Genomic DNA, 20908 nt, shown 5'->3' on the forward strand with positions numbered 1-20908 from the left:
GCACCAAGTGCCCCTAAATCATGGTGCTGGTTAACACCTTGATGTAAATTCTCTCGCCGTTAACATAGAGGCCTGTTTCCGGATCAAAGCGCAAATCGCGAATGCCAAAAGGTGTCTCATACGTATCGACGGGCTTGCCCTGCTGCCTTAAAGTTGTTACGGCAAGGTAGCGGTGGGGCGTCTGCGTGGGCGGAGGTCCCCACAGGCGCGGATTTTTGATGGTCACAGAGCCCTTAAGCCTGACACGCTCTCCGGCGGCCACCCCTGTTTTCATGAGTTTAAAGCTGGCTACGGCTTTGCCGGTTTTCTTACCGTCTTTATCCAGGGCAAAGACCTGTGTGATCGCTTCGACGTTAGGGTCTTTCCCGGAGTCATTGTCGATGGAAACTTCCAGATCGACTATGGCGAAGGCTTTTGAAACTTCTTTTGTTGTCACATCGGTGCCCCACTGGCTTACATGCACTGGATTGGTTTTGGTGAGCCATACATTGCGGTAAATTCCGCCGCCCGGATACCAGCGCGACGAAACAGTTGGATTGTCCAGGCGTATCGCCAGTTGATTCTCACCTCCCGGATTCAAATAAGGTGTGAGGTCCAGACGCCAGGAGGAGTAGCCATAAGGCCACCCCCCTACCAGGTGGCCATTCAGCCAGACTATGGCATAGGACATGGCACCATCCACATCCAGGAAGATGGATTTACCTGCATCCGAGGCCGGAATATCCAGATCTTTTCTATACCAGGCCACACCCGGGCTGGGCAGTCGTCCCATGCTCCCGCCAACTTCAGCATCGGGTCCTTCTAAAAATGGCCCCTTGATGGCCCAATCATGCGGAAGATTAACTCTTTCCCAGGAACTGTCATCAAAGTCAGCTTGAACAAAGGGGAAATCGGCTCCAGGACTGCCTTCGGGCCGGGTATGCCGTTTGGCGGGGTCCTTGATAAAGTCGTTTCCAGTGGGCAGTATCCAGGGCTTCAGCACTTGTGCCGTTGCTGCTACTTCCACGGCCTCCGTGGGTTTGGCATCCGCTACTTTATGGTCTGTGTCTTCTGTTGCCTCCGGGCGCACATCGTAGATCAGGTTATCTGCCTTGTCTGCCGACACATACTTATAGAAGCTCCAGTTGTTGTTGATGGAAATGCGCTGCCTGGCCACGTTCTCGACTCCTGTCGTCCTGGTTTGTGCAAAAATTGGCGCACTAGCCAGGAGAATGAGGCCTAGCACACCAGCAAAGGCTTTCAGTGCGGTGGATTTGAAAGGAAGGCTTAATCTTTTTTTACTCATAGATATTTTTCCTGTTTTAACTCAAGTTGCTCGACATGAAAATCTATTCTGCCGTTGACTTTAGCTCATGTTACAGTTACCACACACCCTAAATGAACATGGCGATGACAGAACAGACTATAGCAATACACTGCTATATCGTCGACTTCTTTCTTTACATTGGCAGAAAGGATGATGCTCACTACAAGCTCTCCGACGCTTAATTTTTGACTATTGCTCTTGAGGTGGCCCGTTTTGTCTAATTTAACTTAAGAAGTATATCCCTCGGGCAGCACTAGTTACGGCCTAATATGCAAGCTGCTTTTCTCCGCTGCAGCTATTGTTACAGCGAATTGAAACAACAGTGTAGGTAAGCTCCAGCGGCTTGGAATCAAGCCTTCGCATTTTTATTTCCATTAGTATACACTGCCTGCTCTACTGCCTTAAGTTCTTATTTAACCCTTCCTTTCAACAAGTTGTCACATTGCCACATAAACGATGTACGGCTGGCTCCGTAGACTTTGGCAAGCACCCATAAGTCTTTTACAAAAACAAACTTGGAGTAGCATCATGGAAAGAAGAGAAATGAACGCCCTGAAAACGGTTACAAATGGGATTTTCCTATTTCTGTTGACTGGAGTGGTAGCTTGCTATGGAGGAAGAGAAATAGTTGAGGATGAGGTGGTAACCGATACTCTGAACAAGAGCGATGTTGTAACTGTGGAAGATGTGGGTGCCACAGTTGATGTGGCTATAATCGACACCTGGGACAGGGACGAATTCTATACTACTTTTACACCCACTAGCTACTACCAGGACTGGGATGTGAATGACGATAGCTTCTTGGATGAGGACGAGTTCACCACCAGTTTCTTCCAGATTTGGGATACAGACAATGACGGAATGATAGAGGATATTGAGTGGAACGCAGCAGTGGCAGATTACAACCTGGCTGGGGCAGATTGGGCCGCCTGGGACACCAACACCGACGGATTTATTGAGACGGCAGAGTTCGATACCGGTTTCAATAATTTGGGCTGGTATAACGCCTGGGACACAGACGGTAACGGGCTGATAGAGGCGCGCGAGTACACCGACGGGGTGTTCACCATCTGGGATGAGGACGAAGACGACGTGCTGGATGACACGGAGTACACTTACTTCAACACCTACTACGGCATTTGAATTAGTTGACATACGGGCTTTAAATAACCGCACATACTTACAGATAGGGGCTCCTCATAATATGGAGCCTCTATCTGTAGAAGCCCACGAGCGGTGTTGCATACTGAGGAATTGCCTGGTGGCTTCCCTTTTACCCGCCCCTGAACAGCACCCTTTCCTGAACCAGTTGAGCAGGTAAGAGGAGGTATCCCGGTATAGAGGGCAACGAGACCTTGATCTTAACCAGTGCCCCTCCTCCTCCTGTCTTATCTTAACGGCAGACGAAACCCCCTGCCCTTGAAAACGGTACCTTCTACAGCTGCTGCTCCATTCCATTTCGGTTGGAGCGGGATAACCAGTTTTGCCCTTGGAGAATGAAGAAAAACAAAAACACGACACTGCGATCACTTGAACTACTTCTTATATATATTGCCGTCCCGCTTTTCACCGCATACCAGCTGCAGGGAATATACAACCTGGTGCCCCTCCTGGGAATGGGAATCTTATTGCTTGTCCTCCTGCTCAGGAACAGGGGCTTTCACAACAAGCGCTTCCTGAGGCTGGTGCCCGTCAACTGGGCGTTTCTTATCGGCAGGTTTGTGCTCGTTTCCGCCCTGGTCTACGGCTTTATCCGCTTCTTTCACCGGGACCTGCTTTACTACCTGCCCCAGGAGAACTTCGACCGCTACCTGCTGGCAGTGGCACTGTACCCTTTCTGGTCTGTCATCCCGCAGGAGATAGTGTACAGGGCCTGGTACTACCACCGCTACAGCGACCTTTTCCCGAATGCGAAGGTCTCCGTCCTGCTCAACAGCGCCTTCTTTGGCTTCTCACACATTGTCTTCGGCAACTGGGTAGCCATCACCGGGGCTTTCCTGGTGAGCTTTGTCTTTAGCCACACCTATCGGAGGTATAACTCCCTGCTCATTGTGGTGATAGAGCACTTCTTATACGGGGTAATGATTTTCTCCCTGGGGATGGGCAGGTTCTTTAAATAGACAGGGCAACATGTACCAGGCAAAGCTGCTATTTGCTGCTGTACCGGAACCTGGCTTCCATGAGCACAAACACGCTGTAGCAGATAAGGCCAAGCGCCACCGCCCCCAGCAGGTAGGCCCCGTGTGCAGTGCTTTCCAGGAAGTGAAAAGCACTTTCGACGTTGCCCCTTTTTGCATTTAAGGCGGCTCTCAGGAGCAGATAGCTGAAGACGCCCCACACTGTGCCACGGGAGACATAGCCCATTTTTCCCGTTTTGATCATCGTCTCCTCAGCTTTGTAGCCTAACCTTGCTTCCTTTATCTTCTTCCTGTACCTCTCAAAGAAACCTTCGTAAATGAAGTAAGCCCCGCCAAGGCCAATGAGTGCCGCACCAAAGATAACCAGCCACTGCCCCAGAGGCTTTTGCAGCACCTCAGTGATGAACGCCTGCCTGATGCCTTCGCCGTCGCTACTGCTGCTGCTCACCGCCAGCTTGGCTGCCACAAACGTCAGGAGTGCGTAGAAAGCCCCGCTGGACCCGTAGCGCACCCTGTAGACAAGGCCCTTTACGCCGGTTCCTTTTCCCTCTGTGTCTGTAAGGGCCTGCAGCAGCCTCCATACACAGTAGCACGCCAGGCCGGCTGCGACAACCAGCAGGAGGACCTTCCCCAAAAACAGCTCCTCAATAAACAGGAAAACCTCCTTTCTGTTTATCTCCCGTGTGCCCCTGCCCAGCTCAAGCGACGCCACCAGTGCCAATATGCCGAGCAGGCAGTATACGACGCCTTTTGCAGCCAGGCCAACCTGGGCGAGGCGCTTTACCCATTTGGGCGGAACAGAAGGGATATATGCAGCAGGGTCTGAAAGCTTCATCTTATAGATCCGAAAGGTCAGTACAGCGGCTGGAGCCGAATGTATTATCTGTACGGCACTAAGAAAGTCACGTTATTTTATCACTAAGCAGGCAGCTTTTTTGGTTTGGCATTGACTTTAAATACTGGATTTATCAGAAATTCCCGCTGCTTGTTACAACAGTAGTGGTAGGAGGAGTTGTCCTAGCAGTTTAGTATCCGGACAGGGAGCGTTTTACACTTGTTTTGAATGAATGCTGCGTGGAGGCCATGCTACAAGCCAAATTGTACAACAGCCACCCCCCATTTTATGGGCCAGCATAAACTAACTGAACTTACACAAGAGTCCCAGCGGGACAACCTTTTGATAGAAAAAGATCCTCACTATTCTTTAGCTCCAGCGGAGCTACCCTTTGCCGATATGTTTACAGGCCGCTCCGCTGAAGCCAAGGGTGCACCTGGCCTTGTCGCTATACCGGCAAGGGCTGGCATGAATCAGGAACAACTCATAAGGTTATGAAGAAAAGAGGTTCAGACGCTCGCCCCTAGGGAAAAGCATCTGAACCTCAGTCAGGTTCTGGAATGTATGCTGCAACAGTCACTCGTATCTTTGTGAAAGGAGGCTCAATTACCAGGTCTTTTCAAAAGAGACCTTATCATACTTCTTTTTATGCTCTTTGAACAGACTTTTGTCTGTGTTCTTTAAAGACAGTTGGTTCTTTTCTCCAAAGATCCTAGACAAAAATGCAACCGGTACCAAAAAGATATAGAAAACTATAGATAGTATGATATTAGGCATGATATAACTCAGCACCCAGGTCAGTTTCATCCACAAGAAGTCTATCTTCTTTGCCAGGTAACCCGACAAGAGACCCAGTGCCCCAACAGCTAAAGAAACATACAGGGCCCACTCCCATTCAGAGATGATATACACAAGGAGCATCCCCACCGTGATGACCAAAACCGTTTTTACCGGATCGGATTTTATCTTTTTAGAGCTCATAGTATTTAGAATAAAGTGTAAATGAACGGCGCAACAGCACTGCTACCACCAAAAACAATAAGGAATCCCAGCAGTAATAGCACTACGATGATTGGTGCCAGCCAAAATTTTCTTCGTTCTCGCATAAAGAACCACATGTCTTTTAAGAAATCCATATCAATTTTTTATTAGGTTGTTGTTAAGAAGATACTGGCCAATGTTGATCCCAATCTCTTTATAGCCTTCCTCATTTGGATGGCCATCGAACTGGTAAAAGTACTTTTCCTTATTTTCTAACTCGCGGAATCTCTGCGTTAGCTCCATGTAGGGGATGTCATTGGACACTGCCAACTGGTGGTAAACAGAATCGATCTTGTTGTTGTCCATGAAGTACTTGTTCAGAAAGTCTGAAGGTGTACGGTCTACCTTATGCCCGGTCAGGTAATTTATAGGGAGATTGATGAAAACCATCTCTGCTTCGTTATCCCTGCTGATCGTTCTCATTTCCTTCAGGTCCTTGTCCATTTCCTGCAGTGCAAACCTGGTGGCAGGGTTGTGAGGATTGTTAAAGATGGTTTCCCTGTCCGGGAAGTTTATGTAGTAATTCAACAGGCTGGGGTTCAGGTCACCGGCCCTAAACAATGCTTGCACTGTATCGGACAATGTTGAGAACCGAAGCCGCTGGGTGTTATCAAACCCCTCGATCAGGTTCTTGTTGGTAGCCTCCCACAATTCATTCACAGATATTTCCTCACCGCTGTCACTGTAGAACAGTTTCAGGTAGTTGCTGAACGATGCTTTTAAGAAGGCTGTCAATGAGCCTCCCGCTTTTGAGATGGACAGAGACGATAGCACAGGGGTAGTAGTCAGATCGTTCTCAGCTTCGAAGTTGTTCTCAAATAACTGCGCCAGGTCATCCAGCTGCAGGACACCTACCAGCACCAGGTCTGGTTTTAAAAGTGGAACGGCCCTGGCCATATACTCTTTGTAAGTAGACGTGTACTGTCCGCCCTGCCCACAGTTGATTACCTCCACTTGCGGGTATCCCTTCGCGTGCAAGAATTCTTCCAACTGCATAGGCCAGCTTTCCGTAACGTCTACCCCCCAGCCAAAGGTCCAGCTGTCGCCGAAGCATAAAATCCTGAACGTGCCCTGCTCTTTGTCTACTTTGACTTCTTTGTTGCGCAAGCCTAGGCTGTTGATCTCTGCCTTATAGTCAAACTCAGCTGTTTTGTAATGAGCCACTGAATTGGGGGCGAAGATCAGGCCTTGCTCCATTCCTTCAAGGTGCGGGTTGGGCTCCTTAGCGGGTTTAACGACTAAGCCCACCAGCGCATTGAGCATGACCAAAAGGGAAAAGAATATCCCGAAGAAGGAGAGCCCAGTGATGGTGTTGCCAAACCGATCAGCTAACCCGTTGTCTCTCTTTAAGAAAAAGATAAGCAGGATGCCTGCAAGAGGTAACATCCAGAACACCGCTTTGAAAAGATCGGACCGGTATACCTCGCTCCCTTCGTAGAGGAGATAAAAGGAAATCGGGTTCCAGAGTAAAATGCACAGTACTATAAAGAAAATGAGTATGTTGTTTGTGTTCTTCAAAACTTAGTCCATCTTAAATTTGACCATCCACTTCTCTTTATTCTGCCAGTCGGGTTGTTCGGTCTTACAGTAAACAAAGTCGCCGATCACCAGGTAGTCCATGTCTGTGCTCATAAAGCAACGATAGGCATCGTACGGTGTACAGACAATGGGCTCGCCCCTTACATTGAAACTTGTGTTGACCACCAGACCATAGTCGGTTTGCTGGTCAAAAGCCTTTATCAGTTCCCAGTAGCGAGGATTAGTTTCCTTGTGAACCGTTTGGACACGAGCAGAAAAGTCAAGGTGCGTGACAGACTGCACATCGCTTCTCTCGCAGTAAAGCCTTTCCCAAAGCGGCAACTCATTGTAGTTAGCGGGTATCTGCTTCCTTCTCCGTTCGCTTACAGGAGCGACAAGCAGCATATAGGGGGACTCGGTTTCAAGGTCGAAGTAATCGGCAGCCTTTTCTGCCAGCACAGAAGGCGCAAAGGGTCTGAAGCCCTCCCGGTACTTTATTTTAAGGTTCAGCTTTTTCTGCATTTCAGGATTTCTCGCATCACCCAGGATGCTTCTGTTTCCCAAGGCCCTGGGGCCAAACTCCATGCGCCCCTGAAACCAGCCGACCACGTTTCCTGCTGCCAGCTTATCAGCCGCGAACTGAGCCAGCTCCTGAAAGTCTTTATACTCCTTATAGGTTGCTTTTACCCTTCTGTTCATCGACCGGATCTCTTTTTCGGAGTAGTCAGGGCCAAGGTAGGCGCCTTGCATGATATCGGTGTCGTTGTTGCGGATGCGCTCCTCTTCAAAATACATGTTGCTTATAGCAAGGGCAGCTCCTAAGGCGCCTCCTGCATCTCCTGCCGCTGGTTGTATATAGATCCCCTTAAAGATGTTTTCCCTCAGGAGCTTCCCATTGGCGACACAGTTAAGAGCCACACCTCCAGCCATACACAAATAGTCAGCACCCGTTATTCGTTTTGCCTCAACCGCCATTTTAATGACAATTTCTTCTGTAACTGTTTGTATGGCTAAGGCCATGTTGCAGTGAACTTGTGTTATGTCGGTCTCTTCTCTTCTGCGTTTCAGCCCGAATAGGTCCTCCCACTTCTTTTCTTTGACCATTCTGAGACCTGTTGCATAGTTGAAGTAAGATTGGTTAAGCCAAATAGAGCCATCGTCTTTTATGTCTACCAACTCCTTTTTGATCAGCTCTATGAACCTGTGTGTTTCGGCTGCATCCGGATTTCCGTAGGGTGCCAGCCCCATAAGCTTATATTCCCCCGAATTGACGGTGAAACCCAGGTAATAGGTAAAGGCACTGTAAAGTAGGCCCACAGAGTGCGGGAACTCCATTTCTTTGAGTATACTGATCTGCCCGTTCTCGCCAAGCCCGATGGAGGCGGTACACCATTCCCCAACGCCATCGATGGTTAAAATAGCCGCTCTTTCGTAAGGAGAAGGGTAAAAGGCACTTGCTGCGTGAGACAGGTGATGTTCAGGGAACAACAGCTTGGCCTTGCTTTTGTCATAAGGCCCCACCTCTTCTAATCCTTCGAAGATCAGCTTTTTCAAGAACATCTTCTCATTGAGCCACACAGGTATCGCCTTTAGGAACGATACCAGTCCACTTGGCGCATAAGCATAATAGGTCTGTAAAAGCCTTTCAAATTTCAAGAGTGGTTTGTCATAAAAGACGATGGCGTCCAGTTCGTCTATTTCAAGCCCTGCTTCCTCTAAACAGTACTTGATCGCTTGCGTTGGAAAATCTGGCGTGTGCTTGTCTCTGGTAAAACGCTCCTCCTGAGCTGCCGCAACTATCCTCCCCCCAACCAGCAGTGCAGCCGCAGAGTCATGATAAAATGATGATATTCCGAGTATATTTTTCATCAAGCTTATGTATAGTCAATACTGTACTGTATTCGTTTATGTTTTGTTCTGTTAGTATAGCTGTAACTATAGTTTGTCCAGGAATAACTCACGAATAGAGGGTAGTTAATTTAAATTTGTATTATATTCATCTTCTTTGCCTCCATCCAGGGTGCCTTTAACGATCGCAGGTCGACGATGATCGTGTAGTTCATATGTTGGTTCATGCAGTAACGCTGGTATAAAGGTGATCTATTAAGAGGGTATTGGACCATATTTTTAGAGTGCATAGGAAGATTGTTTATGACGGGAAGAGCTTTTTCTTACTTTTTTTAATAGCCGTGCCTCGAGCCGTGCTATAATAACAATAGCGACATTTTATTAAATACAGCTCTCAGGCTCCTATTTACTTTTGTTTTGATTAGATATATATTTATGAATATAAGTTGGAACATACGGAAACCTGCCCAATATGTGTTTTGCACTAGTTCCCGTACCAGTTCAACTAATTCTGGGCCAAATCAAAAAGCCTATGCCGGAATTCCGACACATGGCGATACAGCGGGTGCTGGACGCTGATCCAGACAGGCTGATAGATATAATGTCAAAACTATTCTCCCCGCCCGTAGTAAACAGCTTAGTGTTATTTTGCTGTTAGATGATAGTCCGGAGAAATTTGAGTTGGAGGGGTATCCTCCACTATACATGGAAAAGCCTGCTTTACTACCTGCTGTTAGCAGTCGCTGTTTACCTTGTCCATGATTATTATCAGTTGGTTTACCTGAGTATGCCTTTCAGCACCGTTACTGCCCTCAGCACGGCACTGGCTATCTTTCTCGGCTTCAAGAGCAACAACGCCTATGAAAGGTGGTGGGAAGGCCGCAAAATTTGGGGGCTGTTGGTTAACTACAGCCGCGCCTGGACACGCCAGGTGATTACGATGGTAATCCCCGGTGAAGAAGCGGATGCCCCAGCCGTAAAAGAGCTGCAGCGGCGGATGGTGTACAGGCACATTGCCTTTGTGCATGCGCTGCGGGTGTTCCTGCGTATAAAGCATGCATATAATAAAACAAACCTGGATGAAATATACCAGGAAGCTAACAGATACTCTGACATACAGGCTTTTCTGCAGGAAGAGGAATTTCAGGCCTTTTACCACAAAAACAATCCACCTAACTTCCTGCTTGAGTTGCAGGGCGAGGACTTACAGCAGGCCTTTAAGAGAGGCTGGCTCTCAGACTACCGGTTTGTAAAATTGGAGGACACGCTGGTGGAGTTCAACAACATTCAGGGCATGAGCGAGCGAATAAAGAACACGCCGTTCCCGCGCCAGTACAGTTTTTTCTCCCGGGTTTTTGTATTTATACATGCCTCGCTGCTGCCTTTCGCTTTTGTGAGTGAGTTGGGCCTGGCCACTATTCCTGTCTCCGTTGTTATTTCCTTTGTGTTTCTGGCGCTGGACTTGGTGGGTGAGCGAACCGAGGACCCTTTTGAAAACAGGCTGGAGGATGTGCCACTCACCGCCCTCAGCCTCACCATCGAAACCAACGTTAAGGAGCAATGGGGCGACAAAGACTTTCCCGCCAGGCAGGCGACGCAGGAGGGCATTGTTTTGTAACACCCATACTCATGACGCATCGCCGGGTTAAAATGCAGGGGCCGGAGCTTAGTTTGGGAGAGGAAGATAATGTTCCCTCTTAAGGGAAAAGAAAGGTGCTGTTCCTGACTGTCTTCACGTCCGAACACAGGTTGTAGTGAAGGTGACGGGTGACATATACCCGTTGAAAGTAAACTGCCTGTCTCGTTTCAGGGATTTAATGACTATGGCAAGGCAAGGGCATGGGTGCTGCGTTAAGACCTGTTACATATCGAGCAGAGCTGTTTCTGGTGGCTACATAACAAGTACAAATAATAACCTAATATATACTAATTATCCGATAAAAAGCGCCACCTTTGAGGCTCATAGTCCAAGCCCCACTACTTGCTGCTTTCCACTGGAACATTTGCCCTTGAATATAACCCTGCAACAGATATTCTCGCCGCCTGCATGCCAGACATACGGCAGCCCGAGTTAACACAGGTAAGCTATTGCCTGGGTATTATAATTGAAACAGTCAACAACTACCATATCCGCAGCCTGCTGCTCGATTGCAGCAGGTCTGTTATCGAAGTCGAGGACGGGTCCTATAATACCATCGCCAGGGAATTTGCCACCGCTCTGAGAGCAACCCGTTTAAAGAGGCTGGCCTGGGTTGTAGCCCCAAAAGCCAGGCTTTACAGTGCATTAAGGAAGGAGATGAACCCGCCCATAGAGCTTATGGGCTTCTACGACAAAGCCGAAGCAAAGGAATGGCTGTTACAGTTGGAATCAGCTTAACCTGGAACCGCGCAGCATGAGACAAAAGGCGCATCTGTATAGGCTAAGCCTCTGTATACAAACTGCCTGAAGGTTACAGCCAGCCTGATGCACCTGTAGGTGGATCAGGTAAGAAAGGCTCACATAAACAGTGCCCCACGCTGTACATGACACCGAGGCTTCCTCCAGTTAAATGTAGAAATTTTACGCTACCGGATGATGCGGGGTATTTACACTATAATACCGACCACATTTTCTGAATCAGCTTCTCCTGTTGCTCTCGCAGATGCGGGAGGCATCGGCAATGGAGGGTACAATGAGCAGCACCGTGTCCAGCCTTGACTCCTTCATCGTCTTCCTCATAGAAGCTGTCATCTGGTAAAGCACCAGGTTCACCCCGCTGGACTTCGCCTTGGTTGAGAGGGCGAGTATGATGCGCAGCGCCTGAGTCGAGACAGCGGCTACATCCCCGAAGTCAATCCACATGTTTTTGTGTGCTGACAGGGAAGTCAGCTCCAGGACATTATCCAGGAGGAAACAGTCAGAGGCTTCTATGCTTCCTTTCATCAGCACCAGGCTGTATTCCCCCTTGTGCTCTACAACTATTGCCATCTTTGTTTGTGTTTCATTGTTAGCAAGGTCCGCACGCTCCTGCGCGCTTTTTAACTGATACAAAATTAACGCTACAGTCATTCTAACTCTAGGGTACTAACCCCTAAAGTACTATGCTATAAGTACTTATTTTAACTAGGCAGCACCGGCCCCTGCCTGGCAAGCAGCCTGTTGCAGCTTCTGCCACAGCAGGCTGAAAGAAACAGCCGGGATCCGCGTCAAAAGCCTCCCTCGGCTGTTGCTGCATTTTTTCCTCACTACTATATCCTGCCCGTTGCCTTCAACCATCTTTTATTTAACCCTCACTTTCGAAACTTTAGCCCATTAACACATAAACGATATACCGCTGCTCCCGTAGATTGAAGCAAGCACCCACCAACTAAACATCCAAACAAACTTTATTATGAAAGCTATGGAAATGACAAAGACAGCTATATGGCGGAAAGCGGGAACGGGGCTTTGCCTGTTCCTGATGGCAGGGTTTACAGCATGCTATGGGGGAAAAGAAGTTGTAGAGAATGGTGTTGTACTAGATGACATTGAAAGAGAGGAGGTTGATGTGGCCACTGGTGATGCGGTTGCCACCGATGCTGTGGGTATGGCCGACACCTGGGACGAGGACGAGTTCTACACCACCTTTACGGGCACAAACTACTACGGGGACTGGGACCTGGACGACGATAACTTTCTCAATGAGGATGAGTACACCACCAGTTTCTACCAAACCTGGGATGCGGACAACGACGGTATGATTAATGAGACCGAGTGGACCACAGTGGTGGCGGACTACAACCTGACTGGGGCCGACTGGGCCGCGTGGGACACCGACGGCGATGGATTTGTTGAAACGGCAGAGTTCGACACCGGCTTCGATGGCCTGGGCTGGTACACCACCTGGGACACAGACGGCGATGGGTTGATTGAGGCGCGAGAGTACACCGACGGCGTGTTCACCATCTGGGATGAGGACGACGACAACCTGCTGAATGACACCGAGTACGTGTACTATAACACCTACTACGGCATCTAAATCAGCTGCCCGGTTAGTGGAGGAAAGGCACACACCTTCAGCAACCGTTAGTGCATAAGACAAAGATAGAAAATAAGGTCAGTGTTTGTTTTTCAAGAGGGGGCTCGGGACCGCAAAACGGCTCGACTCTTCCTTTTTCAGGTTCAGGCAAGCTACACTGAACCTGTGGTAGCCGGTAGCATCATGTATTCCTGGAGAAATTAGAATTAAAGATATACAGAGTAGATTCATTGCCGTTCATTCTTTTGCAGCCGTTCTGATGATACTGGGGTGGCGGCAGCTGTTCATGCTGTTTCATGCAAGGATAACGGAGGGAATCCAGTTGCATAGCCCAATGCGGGAAACAGCGGCAGAAATCTATCTCCACGGCATCGCCATCTGCGGCCTGTTGGGGCTGGCGGCCTCCGTGCTGCTGTCCCTGGCAGTTGCGGGAAGAAGGCAAATCCACCGGAGGAACGCCCTGTTTGTAGCCCTCATCGGCTTTGGCCTTGCTGTATCCATCACCAGGTCTCACTTCGACTTTTACCACCTCGTAAATTTCCTTGCCGATGCCGTTGGAGTGCTGGAAACCAAAAGGCTCTTTCTGCTGAACACGGTTCTGCTCTTCACAGCTGCCCTGCTCCTGGTTTTGGGCAGAAGCTTGGGAAAGAACCGCCACGGGAGCCTATAGCCGTTCGTACAGGGCTAGCTTACATATGCTGTTTGCCTGTGTCTCACGTGGGCCTGCGGCTCGCTGCAGCCTGCTGTGTCCAACTTTTTTTGCACAATAATTCTGCCTGTTTCCTTTCTTAAAACCAGCTTCCACATTCATCTTCATGCAGTTAGGCTATTATTTTTTAAACGATGTGCAGCAGGCTCCGTAGATTATAGCAAGCATCCACCAACTAAACATCCAAACAAACTTTATTTTGAAAGCTATGGAAATGACAAAAACAGCGATGTGGCGAAGGGCGGGTATGAGGCTTTGCCTGTTCCTGATGGTAGGATTCACAGCATGCGAGGACGAGGATAATTTCATGTTGAGTTAAGATAATTTCATGTTGAGTTAATACGAGGCTTGGGACGTGGACGGCGACGGCTTTATAGAGACGGCTGACTAGAACACCTGGTACAACAGGTACTATTATAAGCCACTCCCCCGGGACTACCCGCCCCGGTAAGTGTCAATGGAAAGCCTGCTGAGGCTCATACAAGCCTAAAGGAGCCCCATGAAGTGCATGCATGGGATTCCTAACTAAGGTAAATGCGGAACAGTATTCCTAACTGGTTTCTGGTCTTTTTTTCTGCAAAAAAGAAGCGGATCCCACCCTATCTATCCCTACCCCCACATGACATTCAAAGCGCCCGGAAGGGAGGAACCTGACTTACTACAAGAAGCCCTGAGGCTTGCTAAAACCAAACAAACTTAAAAACAAACTTAATGAGAGAAACAGAAAACGTGAAGGATGTATGGAGTTCCATCAATATGGAAGAGTGGCGGAAAACACCCTGCCTGAAGGAGAGAATAGCAACAGAGGAGGATGTAGAGGCAGGCAGAGCGGTGTTCTTTATTGAATCCGAAGGAACAGACATACAACATGCTCCTTTAGACATCGGGGCTCCTTCCCTGGCCTACCATATAGACCAGGATACGAGCGAGAAGACACTGGTTGTCGTGATACAGGGCGAGCAGGTGGACGAGCAGGAAGTGGCCGGGGTGCGCTACCTGGACGGCGGCAACGGGTTGTGCATGCTGCAGGAGTTGGAGTTTATCATGGAGTAAAAATAAGAATACCGCTTAAGCTGCCGGGGTTCCATTCCTATAGTTCTGCTACCGTTGCAAGCCTGCTGTGTTGACATCAGACAGGAGCAGAAGGAGAGCCTTGAGTTGATGCGGAAATCGCTTAACGCCACATCCTCAAGCCGTTGTTCATGGCCGAAGAAACACGCTTCCCCACCACACTTTATATATTGCGGCTCCAGCATCCTGATAAGGTGGCTTTCCTACCCTTCCGGCTGCTGCTTCATGCACAGCAGGTGGTGCCCGGACTGGAAAAAATTACCCTCTGAGGACATATATGCTTATTTAAGTCACCTGTACCGCAAGGGGCACTATATTAACTTGCCTTCCCTTTGATTCTTGGTGTCTCAGAGCCGACACCCACTCTATTAGCTCCTCCGATAGCACCTGCCAACCGGTCTTACCTGTAGAAATTAGCTAAAACCTATCCCTGTATATATAAATCATGTTGTAAACAGTGCAAAAGCTAGCGAATGGCAGTATTAATTTTGCCAACAAATGAACTATCACTTTTTTTCGGCACAACTACTCCAATTTTTGGACTCTTTTGGCAGGTACATTTTTACAAAATTGCCGTTACAGACCTATACTGTATTTTATTAACTAAGAAACAGTAACGACCATAATATTATGAATTGAACTATTTTTATACTTTAATATTGCACTCAAAGAGAAATATGGTGCGTTAACCATCATATTTCTCTGCCTCACCAGATTTATGAATATAAAACAGTACAAATTCTATAAAGGCGTAAAATATAATAATCAATTGACCTAATCTAAAATGAATACAAAATGAAAACAGCAAAACCAGCAATAGGAGTAGTTGTCCTGAGCTATAATCGGCTACCTCTCCTGAGGATAACACTCCAGAAAATTATGGCTCAGACCTATGGCGCGCTAGAAGTACTGGTGGTGGACAACAACTCAACAGACGGAGCCAGAGCGTACCTGGACACCCTGCAGGACGTAGAGACGCTTTACCTTAGTGAGAACATGGGTCCCGCCGGGGGCTTCCACGAGGGGATCAGGTACTTTGCGGAGAAAGGAAATGTGGATTACATCTGGCTGATGGACGATGACTTCTTCCCTTCCGCCTCCTGTCTGGAAGCCCTGGTGAATGCCACAGATGAGCAAACTATCGCCTTCCCTTACGTCAGAGATAAAGCCTTTGTGACACACAACCAGCCCGGGTGGTGGGGCGTGCTGGTCCCTATGGCCGTTGTGAAGCATGTGGGCTACCCCATGAAGGAGTTCTTCTTCTGGTCCGAGGACACAGAGTACTTCCAGCACCGGATGAGGGACAAGTTCAACTACAGGAACATGTGGGTACAGGAGGCCAAGGGCGTGCACTTCACCGAGCGGAAAAGGGATTTCCGGCAGCCGTGGCGCGTTTACTATGAGATAAGGAACACGACCTATATGCGCCTGCACGTGCGGGAGCGCACCGGGCGAAGAACATACAAGCTCATTAAAGGCTGGGTGAAGTTGGCGGGGGGCATCATGATAAAGGAGAAGGAAAAAGGTGAGAAGATGAAGTGGCTGCTGCGCGGAGTTTACGACGGCATGACAAAGCAATTAGGCAAGACAGTAGATCCTCTTGCCAAGTAGGCCCAAAACTGCGGACTGCGCCGCCCGCGCAGCCGCTATGTGGGGCATATAAAGTACAAAAATCTGTTCCAATTAGAGGCATTTAGTACGTTCTAGTTTGCACCGAAACAATGCGCGTTGCCTTAGCAACAAGGCACTTTCACACTTGCACTCCAGTGCTTAGGCTAATTTTTATTGAACGATGCGCAGCAGGCCCCGTAAACTTTAACAAGCACCCATCAACTAATTTTTCATCAAAACTAAAGAGAAACTATGAAAAAAACAGAAACAAGTACTTTGAAAGCAATTAGAAACGGGCTCTGTCTCTTCCTGTTGGCCGGGACAATTAGCTGCGGAGGGGAAACAGAAGTGGCGGAAACTGAGGTGATGGACAATGAAGTCATCACGGATGATGTGGCGATGGCCGAAAACTGGGACGGGGACGCGTACTACACCACCTTTTCGGGCACAAATTACTATGAGGACTGGGACCTGGACGATGACAACTTCCTGAATGAGGATGAGTACACCACCAGTTTCTACCAAACCTGGGACGCAGACAACGACGGTATGATTAATGAGACCGAGTGGAACACGGTGGTGGCGGACTACAACCTGACCGGGGCCGACTGGGCTGCTTGGGACACCGACGGCGATGGATTTATTGAAACGGCAGAGTTCGACACCGGCTTCAATAACATGGGCTGGTACACTGCTTGGGACACAGACGGCGACGGGTTGATAGAGGAGCGGGAGTACACCGACGGCGTGTTCACCATCTGGGATGAGAACGATGACGACCTGCTGGACGACACCGAGTACGTGTACTATAACACCTACTACGGCATCTAAATATAAACCTAAAGAGGGTTCCCTACTGGGGTGCCCTCTTTCCACATGCTTCACAACTATAAGATGACGATGAGACAAACAACTAGAAACATGCAGCTACTGCTGCTGGGCCTGTGCCTCTTGCTGATGGCTGGCTGTGCCCCAACTGTTAGTGTCACAACAGACTACGACCGGTCAGCTAACTTTAGCCAGTTCCAGACCTTCGGCTTCTATCAGGAAAGTACCATGGAGCCACGCGACGCATCAGTAAATTTTGACCCCGCGCTGGACGAGTATCTGCGGAATGCCATACGGCAAACCCTTACACAGCAGGGGCTCCGCTCTGAATCGACCAATCCGGACTTAAAGGTAGCATATGACGTTGCCGTAGATACGGAGGTAGCGGTAAACACGAACTATGTCTACCCTAATGGTTTCGGCTACGGCTACGGCTATTGGTACGGCTACCGGTATGACTATGGGATCAACCGCTTCCCCGCCACCTACCGCACCATCAACCAGTACAAGGAAGGAACAGTGGTGGTAGACCTGATTGACCCGGATACCAATGAACTGGTGTGGCGTGGCGTTGGCGAGGGAGCCGTTGACATGACGGGCGGCATCAGCCAGGAGCGCATTAACACTATTGTGTCAGAAATATTAGAGAAGTACCCGCCCAGATGACACTACGCAGACGGGAAGCAACTGTACCCCGGCAGGTACATCTCCCCCTGTTAAGCGGGTCTAGTGCCTAATTTAGAGCAACAAAGCACCTGTTAACCCGTTAAACAGGTGAAAGAAATATTTTTTTTACATAAAAGGAGACCCATGCCGGGTCTCCTTTTTGTTTAGCAAATACTATGCTTTGAACGCATTACTAGACAGCAATGCGGAGTAGAGGCAGGTTATCCTCCAGTATCAGGCCCCTTACTCAGATGAACCTAACCCCCTGTAAATTTCCATGCCGAGTGTGACGTAAGTATGGTTCCCTCCCAAAAAGGAAGAAACCTTAATCGCCATGCTTAACAGAATCTGCATAATGTAATAGCTTAAAATAAAACTTTATTTGCGGTGCCGCGGCTCATATATTAGCCTCACAAAAGAACTCAAGCGCTCTTCTCCTCTTATGATTGGTATACCCGGAACCACACCGATCATCAGGCCTTCATCTATTGTGATTCTCATCTGCGGTCTGGCCACCATGTGAAACTCCCCATGCGAGAACTCTTTGTTCAACTCCAAACCTATAAAGTTGCGCGAGTTTGGTATCATATAGTGTACACTACTGTTTATCTCGTAGCCCACTTCTGTACCTGACTTGTGGAAAGGGAAAAGCACCCGGGGGCCTGTGTACACCAGCGAATGCATGTTGCTGCCCCAGCGCTTGGCCATAACCAGAAAGGGGTTGAGTAGAAAGCCCTTCACCATATTGTCCTTGCCTATTCTGTTCAGGTCAGCCAACTCGAACTCGGTGATAGTACCCAGCGCCATGGATGTCTGGTACTTGTCTGACACGAGGAAGGTATACTGCGCGGCAAGTTTCAGCGACTCAATGCGGTCGGCGGGCCGGTTCAACTGCGGGTCAAGGTCACTGATGTTGGGAGTGTACAGAGAGACAGGCACTTCTACCTCCAACCCCAGTCTGTTGATGGGCGCCCACTCGTATTCTACCAGAAACTCGTAGCGGTCGTAGCCCAGATTGTCAGTCAGGCCAGCACCGATGTTCCATTCTTTCTCTCCTTTATGAGCCCCTAAATCGCGGATCAGGTCTATGTAAAGGGGTTCTGCGTGTGTCAGCTTGAGTGGTCTGGTTTCGACTGTATCAGCCAATTGTACTTCTTGTGCTACTGCCTTAAGACAAGACAATAGCAGCATCACGATAATTAAATAATGTAACATGGAAATGTTTTAAAAACGGTTTTGAAAAAGGAATGGCATACAATACCAGTGCGCACGGCGCAGCGGTAAATGCAGCATTAGCGTTTGCGGGAAGGCAGACGCTGTAAATCCGAAATTAAACCTGGGCTTTGGGTGGAGGGGGACATATGTCGTATACCAGATTTAGGTATCCGTTGCGGTAATCCTGGAAGTTGGTAGGTTCGCGTAAAGCAAGCACCTGGGTGTTGAAACTGAAAGTTGCAGGTATTATAGCGATTATACCTGCTGCAGCCTTGGTCTCGTCTATGTCGTTGGCCTCGTCAGGCAAAGCGCCGTCTTCCTGAAAAAGAAGCGTTAGTGCCAACTCAGCGAGAGTTTCTATTTCGTTGTACTTGTCGCTGCCGCTCACCTCATCGCGCAGGCGATGATCCTCCATGTTGACACTGTAGTTAAACAGGTGCAACATCAAAATAAAGGACAGGCTCCTAAACCATGCAATATGTCTTCTAAATAAACTCAAGAAGTTATAGGATAGGTGTGGATACAGCTAAATTGTAATCTGGATGCAAATATAGTTTGAGATGCTTGCTTAATAACGCTTCTTCAGAGGAAATGTTATGAGAAAGCTTTGTTTCGTTTTTAGTACATGAGTGTAGGGCATCTTTCGTAACTCTTGCCCAAGAGCTAGTTTAAATATTTAAATCAGATTACATATTATCATCTATATTTGATCCCTACTAAATAACTGACGTTACGCGAGAGTCCCGGCGGGACGACCTGTTGATATAATAAAGAGTCTCACTATTCTTTAGCTCCATCGGAGCAACCTGTTGGGGAATATATATACAGGCCGCTCCGCTGGAGCTAAGGGTGGTTTCTGGTCATCTAGCTATTAACAGGTCATCCCGCTGGGACTTAAAACAAATTATACTCTGGTGTTGCGTAACGTCAGTAAATAAAACTATGACCCTACTCCTTATATATTTATTTGTTGCACTGCTCTTTTCCTTTCTATGCTCATTGCTGGAGGCGTCGCTGCTGAGTATCACGCCTTCCCACGCTAACATTGTGGGCAAGGAGAACCCTGCTTTGGGCAAAGACCTGCAGCATTTCAAAGACAACATCGACATGCCGCTGGCTGCCATCCTTACCCTCAACACTTTCGCCCATACTATTGGGGCAGCCGGTGTGGGCGCACAGGCGCAACTTATCTGGGGCGAGGAGTATCTGACTGTAGTATCCATTGTGCTCACCATCGTTATCCTTATCCTGACAGAGATTATCCCCAAAACACTTGGCGCTAACTACTGGAAGCAACTTACTCCCTTCACGGTAAAAACTTTGAAGGTGATGATATACTCCCCGCTATACCCTATTATCCTCTTCTCTCAGTTTATCACCAAACGCCTGAAGCGTGATAAAGACAAGAGCGTGCTGAGCCGCGCTGACTTTACGGCCATGGCCGAAATTGGAGCTAAAGAAGGGATTTTGCACAAAGACGAATCACGCGTTATCAACAACGTGCTGCGGTTTAACATAATACTGGCCAGCCACATCATGACGCCACGCACCGTCATCAAAGCTGCTCCCGTAGAGCAGACCATACAGGAGTTTTACGACAATTTCACCAATATGCGCTTTTCCCGTATTCCGGTCTTTGAAAAATCAATTGACCATATCACTGGTTATGTGCTGAAAGACGAGGTGTTGCACCGAATTATCAAGGGAGATGGGAATCTGCCGCTCAGGGCCATTGAGCGACCAATTCATGTAGCCGGGGAGTATACCCCAATTCCTGAGCTTTTCACCAAAATCATGAAGAAGAAGGAGCACATTGCGCTGGTGATAGATGAATATGGCGGTACCGCAGGGCTTGTGTCAATGGAAGATATCATCGAAACCTTACTCGGGTTGGAGATTACGGATGAGTTTGATGATATAGAAGACCTGCAGAAGTGGGCTCGCGAAAAGTGGCAGAAACGCACCAGACCACTGGGAAGCGAAGACGAGTAGATGAACCAGGCTTCTGCTCCGGCGCCGACTTCCATCTTGGAATTGCAATGCTTAACTGGAGAAGGAGCAGCTTTCTTAGCTTAAGTCATTTTTCCTCTCCTCTCTGTTTGCTGTTTCCCGCTCATGGTACAG

Annotated in this window: 21 protein-coding genes; 12 read left to right on the forward strand and 9 right to left on the reverse strand. The window is 48.5% G+C overall.

Features of this window, described 5'->3' with window-relative positions; all coding sequences use genetic code 11:
* Positions 1–13: 13 nt before the first annotated feature.
* The gene (locus E1919_RS27295; protein WP_202915848.1) at positions 14–1285 is read right to left on the reverse strand and encodes a glycosyl hydrolase 2 galactose-binding domain-containing protein; all 1272 of its coding nucleotides are present in this window, start codon (positions 1283–1285) and stop codon (positions 14–16) included.
* A 549-nt stretch (positions 1286–1834) separates the two neighbouring features.
* On the opposite strand from E1919_RS27295, the gene E1919_RS04715 reads away from it, so the two are divergent.
* Both E1919_RS04715 and E1919_RS04720 read left to right on the forward strand, forming a co-directional pair.
* Positions 1835–2449, forward strand: a complete 615-nt coding sequence (locus E1919_RS04715; protein WP_162052203.1) for an EF-hand domain-containing protein — start codon at positions 1835–1837, stop codon at positions 2447–2449.
* Between the two features lie 353 nt (positions 2450–2802).
* Complete coding sequence (locus tag E1919_RS04720; RefSeq protein ID WP_162052204.1) at positions 2803–3426, forward strand: CPBP family intramembrane glutamic endopeptidase; 624 nt, start codon at positions 2803–2805, stop codon at positions 3424–3426.
* A gap of 28 nt (positions 3427–3454) precedes the next feature.
* On the opposite strand, the gene E1919_RS04725 is transcribed toward E1919_RS04720, so the two are convergent.
* From E1919_RS04725 to E1919_RS04740, 5 genes are all read right to left on the reverse strand, one after another.
* The gene (locus E1919_RS04725) at positions 3455–4279 is read right to left on the reverse strand and encodes a DUF1206 domain-containing protein (protein WP_162052205.1); all 825 of its coding nucleotides are present in this window, start codon (positions 4277–4279) and stop codon (positions 3455–3457) included.
* Positions 4280–4885: 606 nt separating this feature from the next.
* Complete coding sequence (locus E1919_RS04730; RefSeq protein ID WP_162052206.1) at positions 4886–5260, reverse strand: SxtJ family membrane protein; 375 nt, start codon at positions 5258–5260, stop codon at positions 4886–4888.
* A 5-nt stretch (positions 5261–5265) separates the two neighbouring features.
* Positions 5266–5415, reverse strand: coding sequence for a DUF5989 family protein (locus E1919_RS27490; protein WP_262888691.1), 150 nt, complete (start codon positions 5413–5415; stop codon positions 5266–5268).
* A 1-nt stretch (position 5416) separates the two neighbouring features.
* Positions 5417–6838 (reverse strand): SGNH/GDSL hydrolase family protein, encoded by a 1422-nt coding sequence (locus E1919_RS04735; protein ID WP_162052207.1) that lies wholly within the window; start codon positions 6836–6838, stop codon positions 5417–5419.
* A 3-nt stretch (positions 6839–6841) separates the two neighbouring features.
* Positions 6842–8707, reverse strand: a complete 1866-nt coding sequence (locus E1919_RS04740) for a carbamoyltransferase family protein (RefSeq protein ID WP_162052208.1) — start codon at positions 8705–8707, stop codon at positions 6842–6844.
* Between the two features lie 637 nt (positions 8708–9344).
* Here E1919_RS04740 and E1919_RS04745 point away from each other — a divergent pair.
* On the forward strand, positions 9345–10304 hold the full coding sequence (locus tag E1919_RS04745) for a bestrophin family protein (RefSeq protein ID WP_162052209.1): 960 nt from the start codon (positions 9345–9347) through the stop codon (positions 10302–10304).
* A 363-nt stretch (positions 10305–10667) separates the two neighbouring features.
* Positions 10668–11063 (forward strand): hypothetical protein, encoded by a 396-nt coding sequence (locus E1919_RS04750; RefSeq protein WP_237144006.1) that lies wholly within the window; start codon positions 10668–10670, stop codon positions 11061–11063.
* Positions 11064–11303: 240 nt separating this feature from the next.
* On the opposite strand, the gene E1919_RS04755 is transcribed toward E1919_RS04750, so the two are convergent.
* Positions 11304–11654 (reverse strand): STAS domain-containing protein, encoded by a 351-nt coding sequence (locus E1919_RS04755; RefSeq protein ID WP_162052211.1) that lies wholly within the window; start codon positions 11652–11654, stop codon positions 11304–11306.
* 412 nt (positions 11655–12066) lie between these two features.
* On the opposite strand from E1919_RS04755, the gene E1919_RS04760 reads away from it, so the two are divergent.
* The 7 genes from E1919_RS04760 to E1919_RS04790 all read left to right on the forward strand — a co-directional run bounded on the left by E1919_RS04760 (position 12067) and on the right by E1919_RS04790 (position 17569).
* The gene (locus E1919_RS04760; RefSeq protein ID WP_162052212.1) at positions 12067–12684 is read left to right on the forward strand and encodes an EF-hand domain-containing protein; all 618 of its coding nucleotides are present in this window, start codon (positions 12067–12069) and stop codon (positions 12682–12684) included.
* Between the two features lie 259 nt (positions 12685–12943).
* Positions 12944–13354: a hypothetical protein gene (locus E1919_RS04765; RefSeq protein WP_162052213.1), complete on the forward strand. Its 411-nt coding sequence runs from the start codon at positions 12944–12946 to the stop codon at positions 13352–13354.
* Between the two features lie 750 nt (positions 13355–14104).
* Positions 14105–14446: a hypothetical protein gene (locus E1919_RS04770; protein ID WP_162052214.1), complete on the forward strand. Its 342-nt coding sequence runs from the start codon at positions 14105–14107 to the stop codon at positions 14444–14446.
* A gap of 149 nt (positions 14447–14595) precedes the next feature.
* On the forward strand, positions 14596–14733 hold the full coding sequence (locus E1919_RS04775) for a hypothetical protein (protein WP_162052215.1): 138 nt from the start codon (positions 14596–14598) through the stop codon (positions 14731–14733).
* 526 nt (positions 14734–15259) lie between these two features.
* Positions 15260–16075, forward strand: a complete 816-nt coding sequence (locus E1919_RS04780; protein WP_162052216.1) for a glycosyltransferase family 2 protein — start codon at positions 15260–15262, stop codon at positions 16073–16075.
* Between the two features lie 252 nt (positions 16076–16327).
* Positions 16328–16906, forward strand: a complete 579-nt coding sequence (locus tag E1919_RS04785) for an EF-hand domain-containing protein (RefSeq protein ID WP_162052217.1) — start codon at positions 16328–16330, stop codon at positions 16904–16906.
* A gap of 69 nt (positions 16907–16975) precedes the next feature.
* Entirely contained in the window at positions 16976–17569 is a 594-nt protein-coding gene (locus E1919_RS04790) for a DUF4136 domain-containing protein (protein ID WP_162052218.1), read from the forward strand.
* Positions 17570–17947: 378 nt separating this feature from the next.
* Here the strand turns inward: E1919_RS04790 and E1919_RS04795 are convergent, their stop codons facing one another.
* Together E1919_RS04795 and E1919_RS04800 are read right to left on the reverse strand one after the other, a co-directional pair.
* Positions 17948–18784, reverse strand: coding sequence for an HAEPLYID family protein (locus E1919_RS04795; RefSeq protein WP_162052219.1), 837 nt, complete (start codon positions 18782–18784; stop codon positions 17948–17950).
* Positions 18785–18899: 115 nt separating this feature from the next.
* Entirely contained in the window at positions 18900–19199 is a 300-nt protein-coding gene (locus E1919_RS04800; RefSeq protein WP_162052220.1) for a hypothetical protein, read from the reverse strand.
* A 527-nt stretch (positions 19200–19726) separates the two neighbouring features.
* On the opposite strand from E1919_RS04800, the gene E1919_RS04805 reads away from it, so the two are divergent.
* A complete protein-coding gene (locus E1919_RS04805) occupies positions 19727–20776 on the forward strand; it encodes a CNNM domain-containing protein (RefSeq protein ID WP_162052221.1) in 1050 nt (349 codons plus the stop codon).
* The last annotated feature ends 132 nt before the right edge of the window (positions 20777–20908 follow it).

The organism is Pontibacter pamirensis (assembly GCF_010015475.1).
GTDB lineage: Bacteria > Bacteroidota > Bacteroidia > Cytophagales > Hymenobacteraceae > Pontibacter > Pontibacter pamirensis.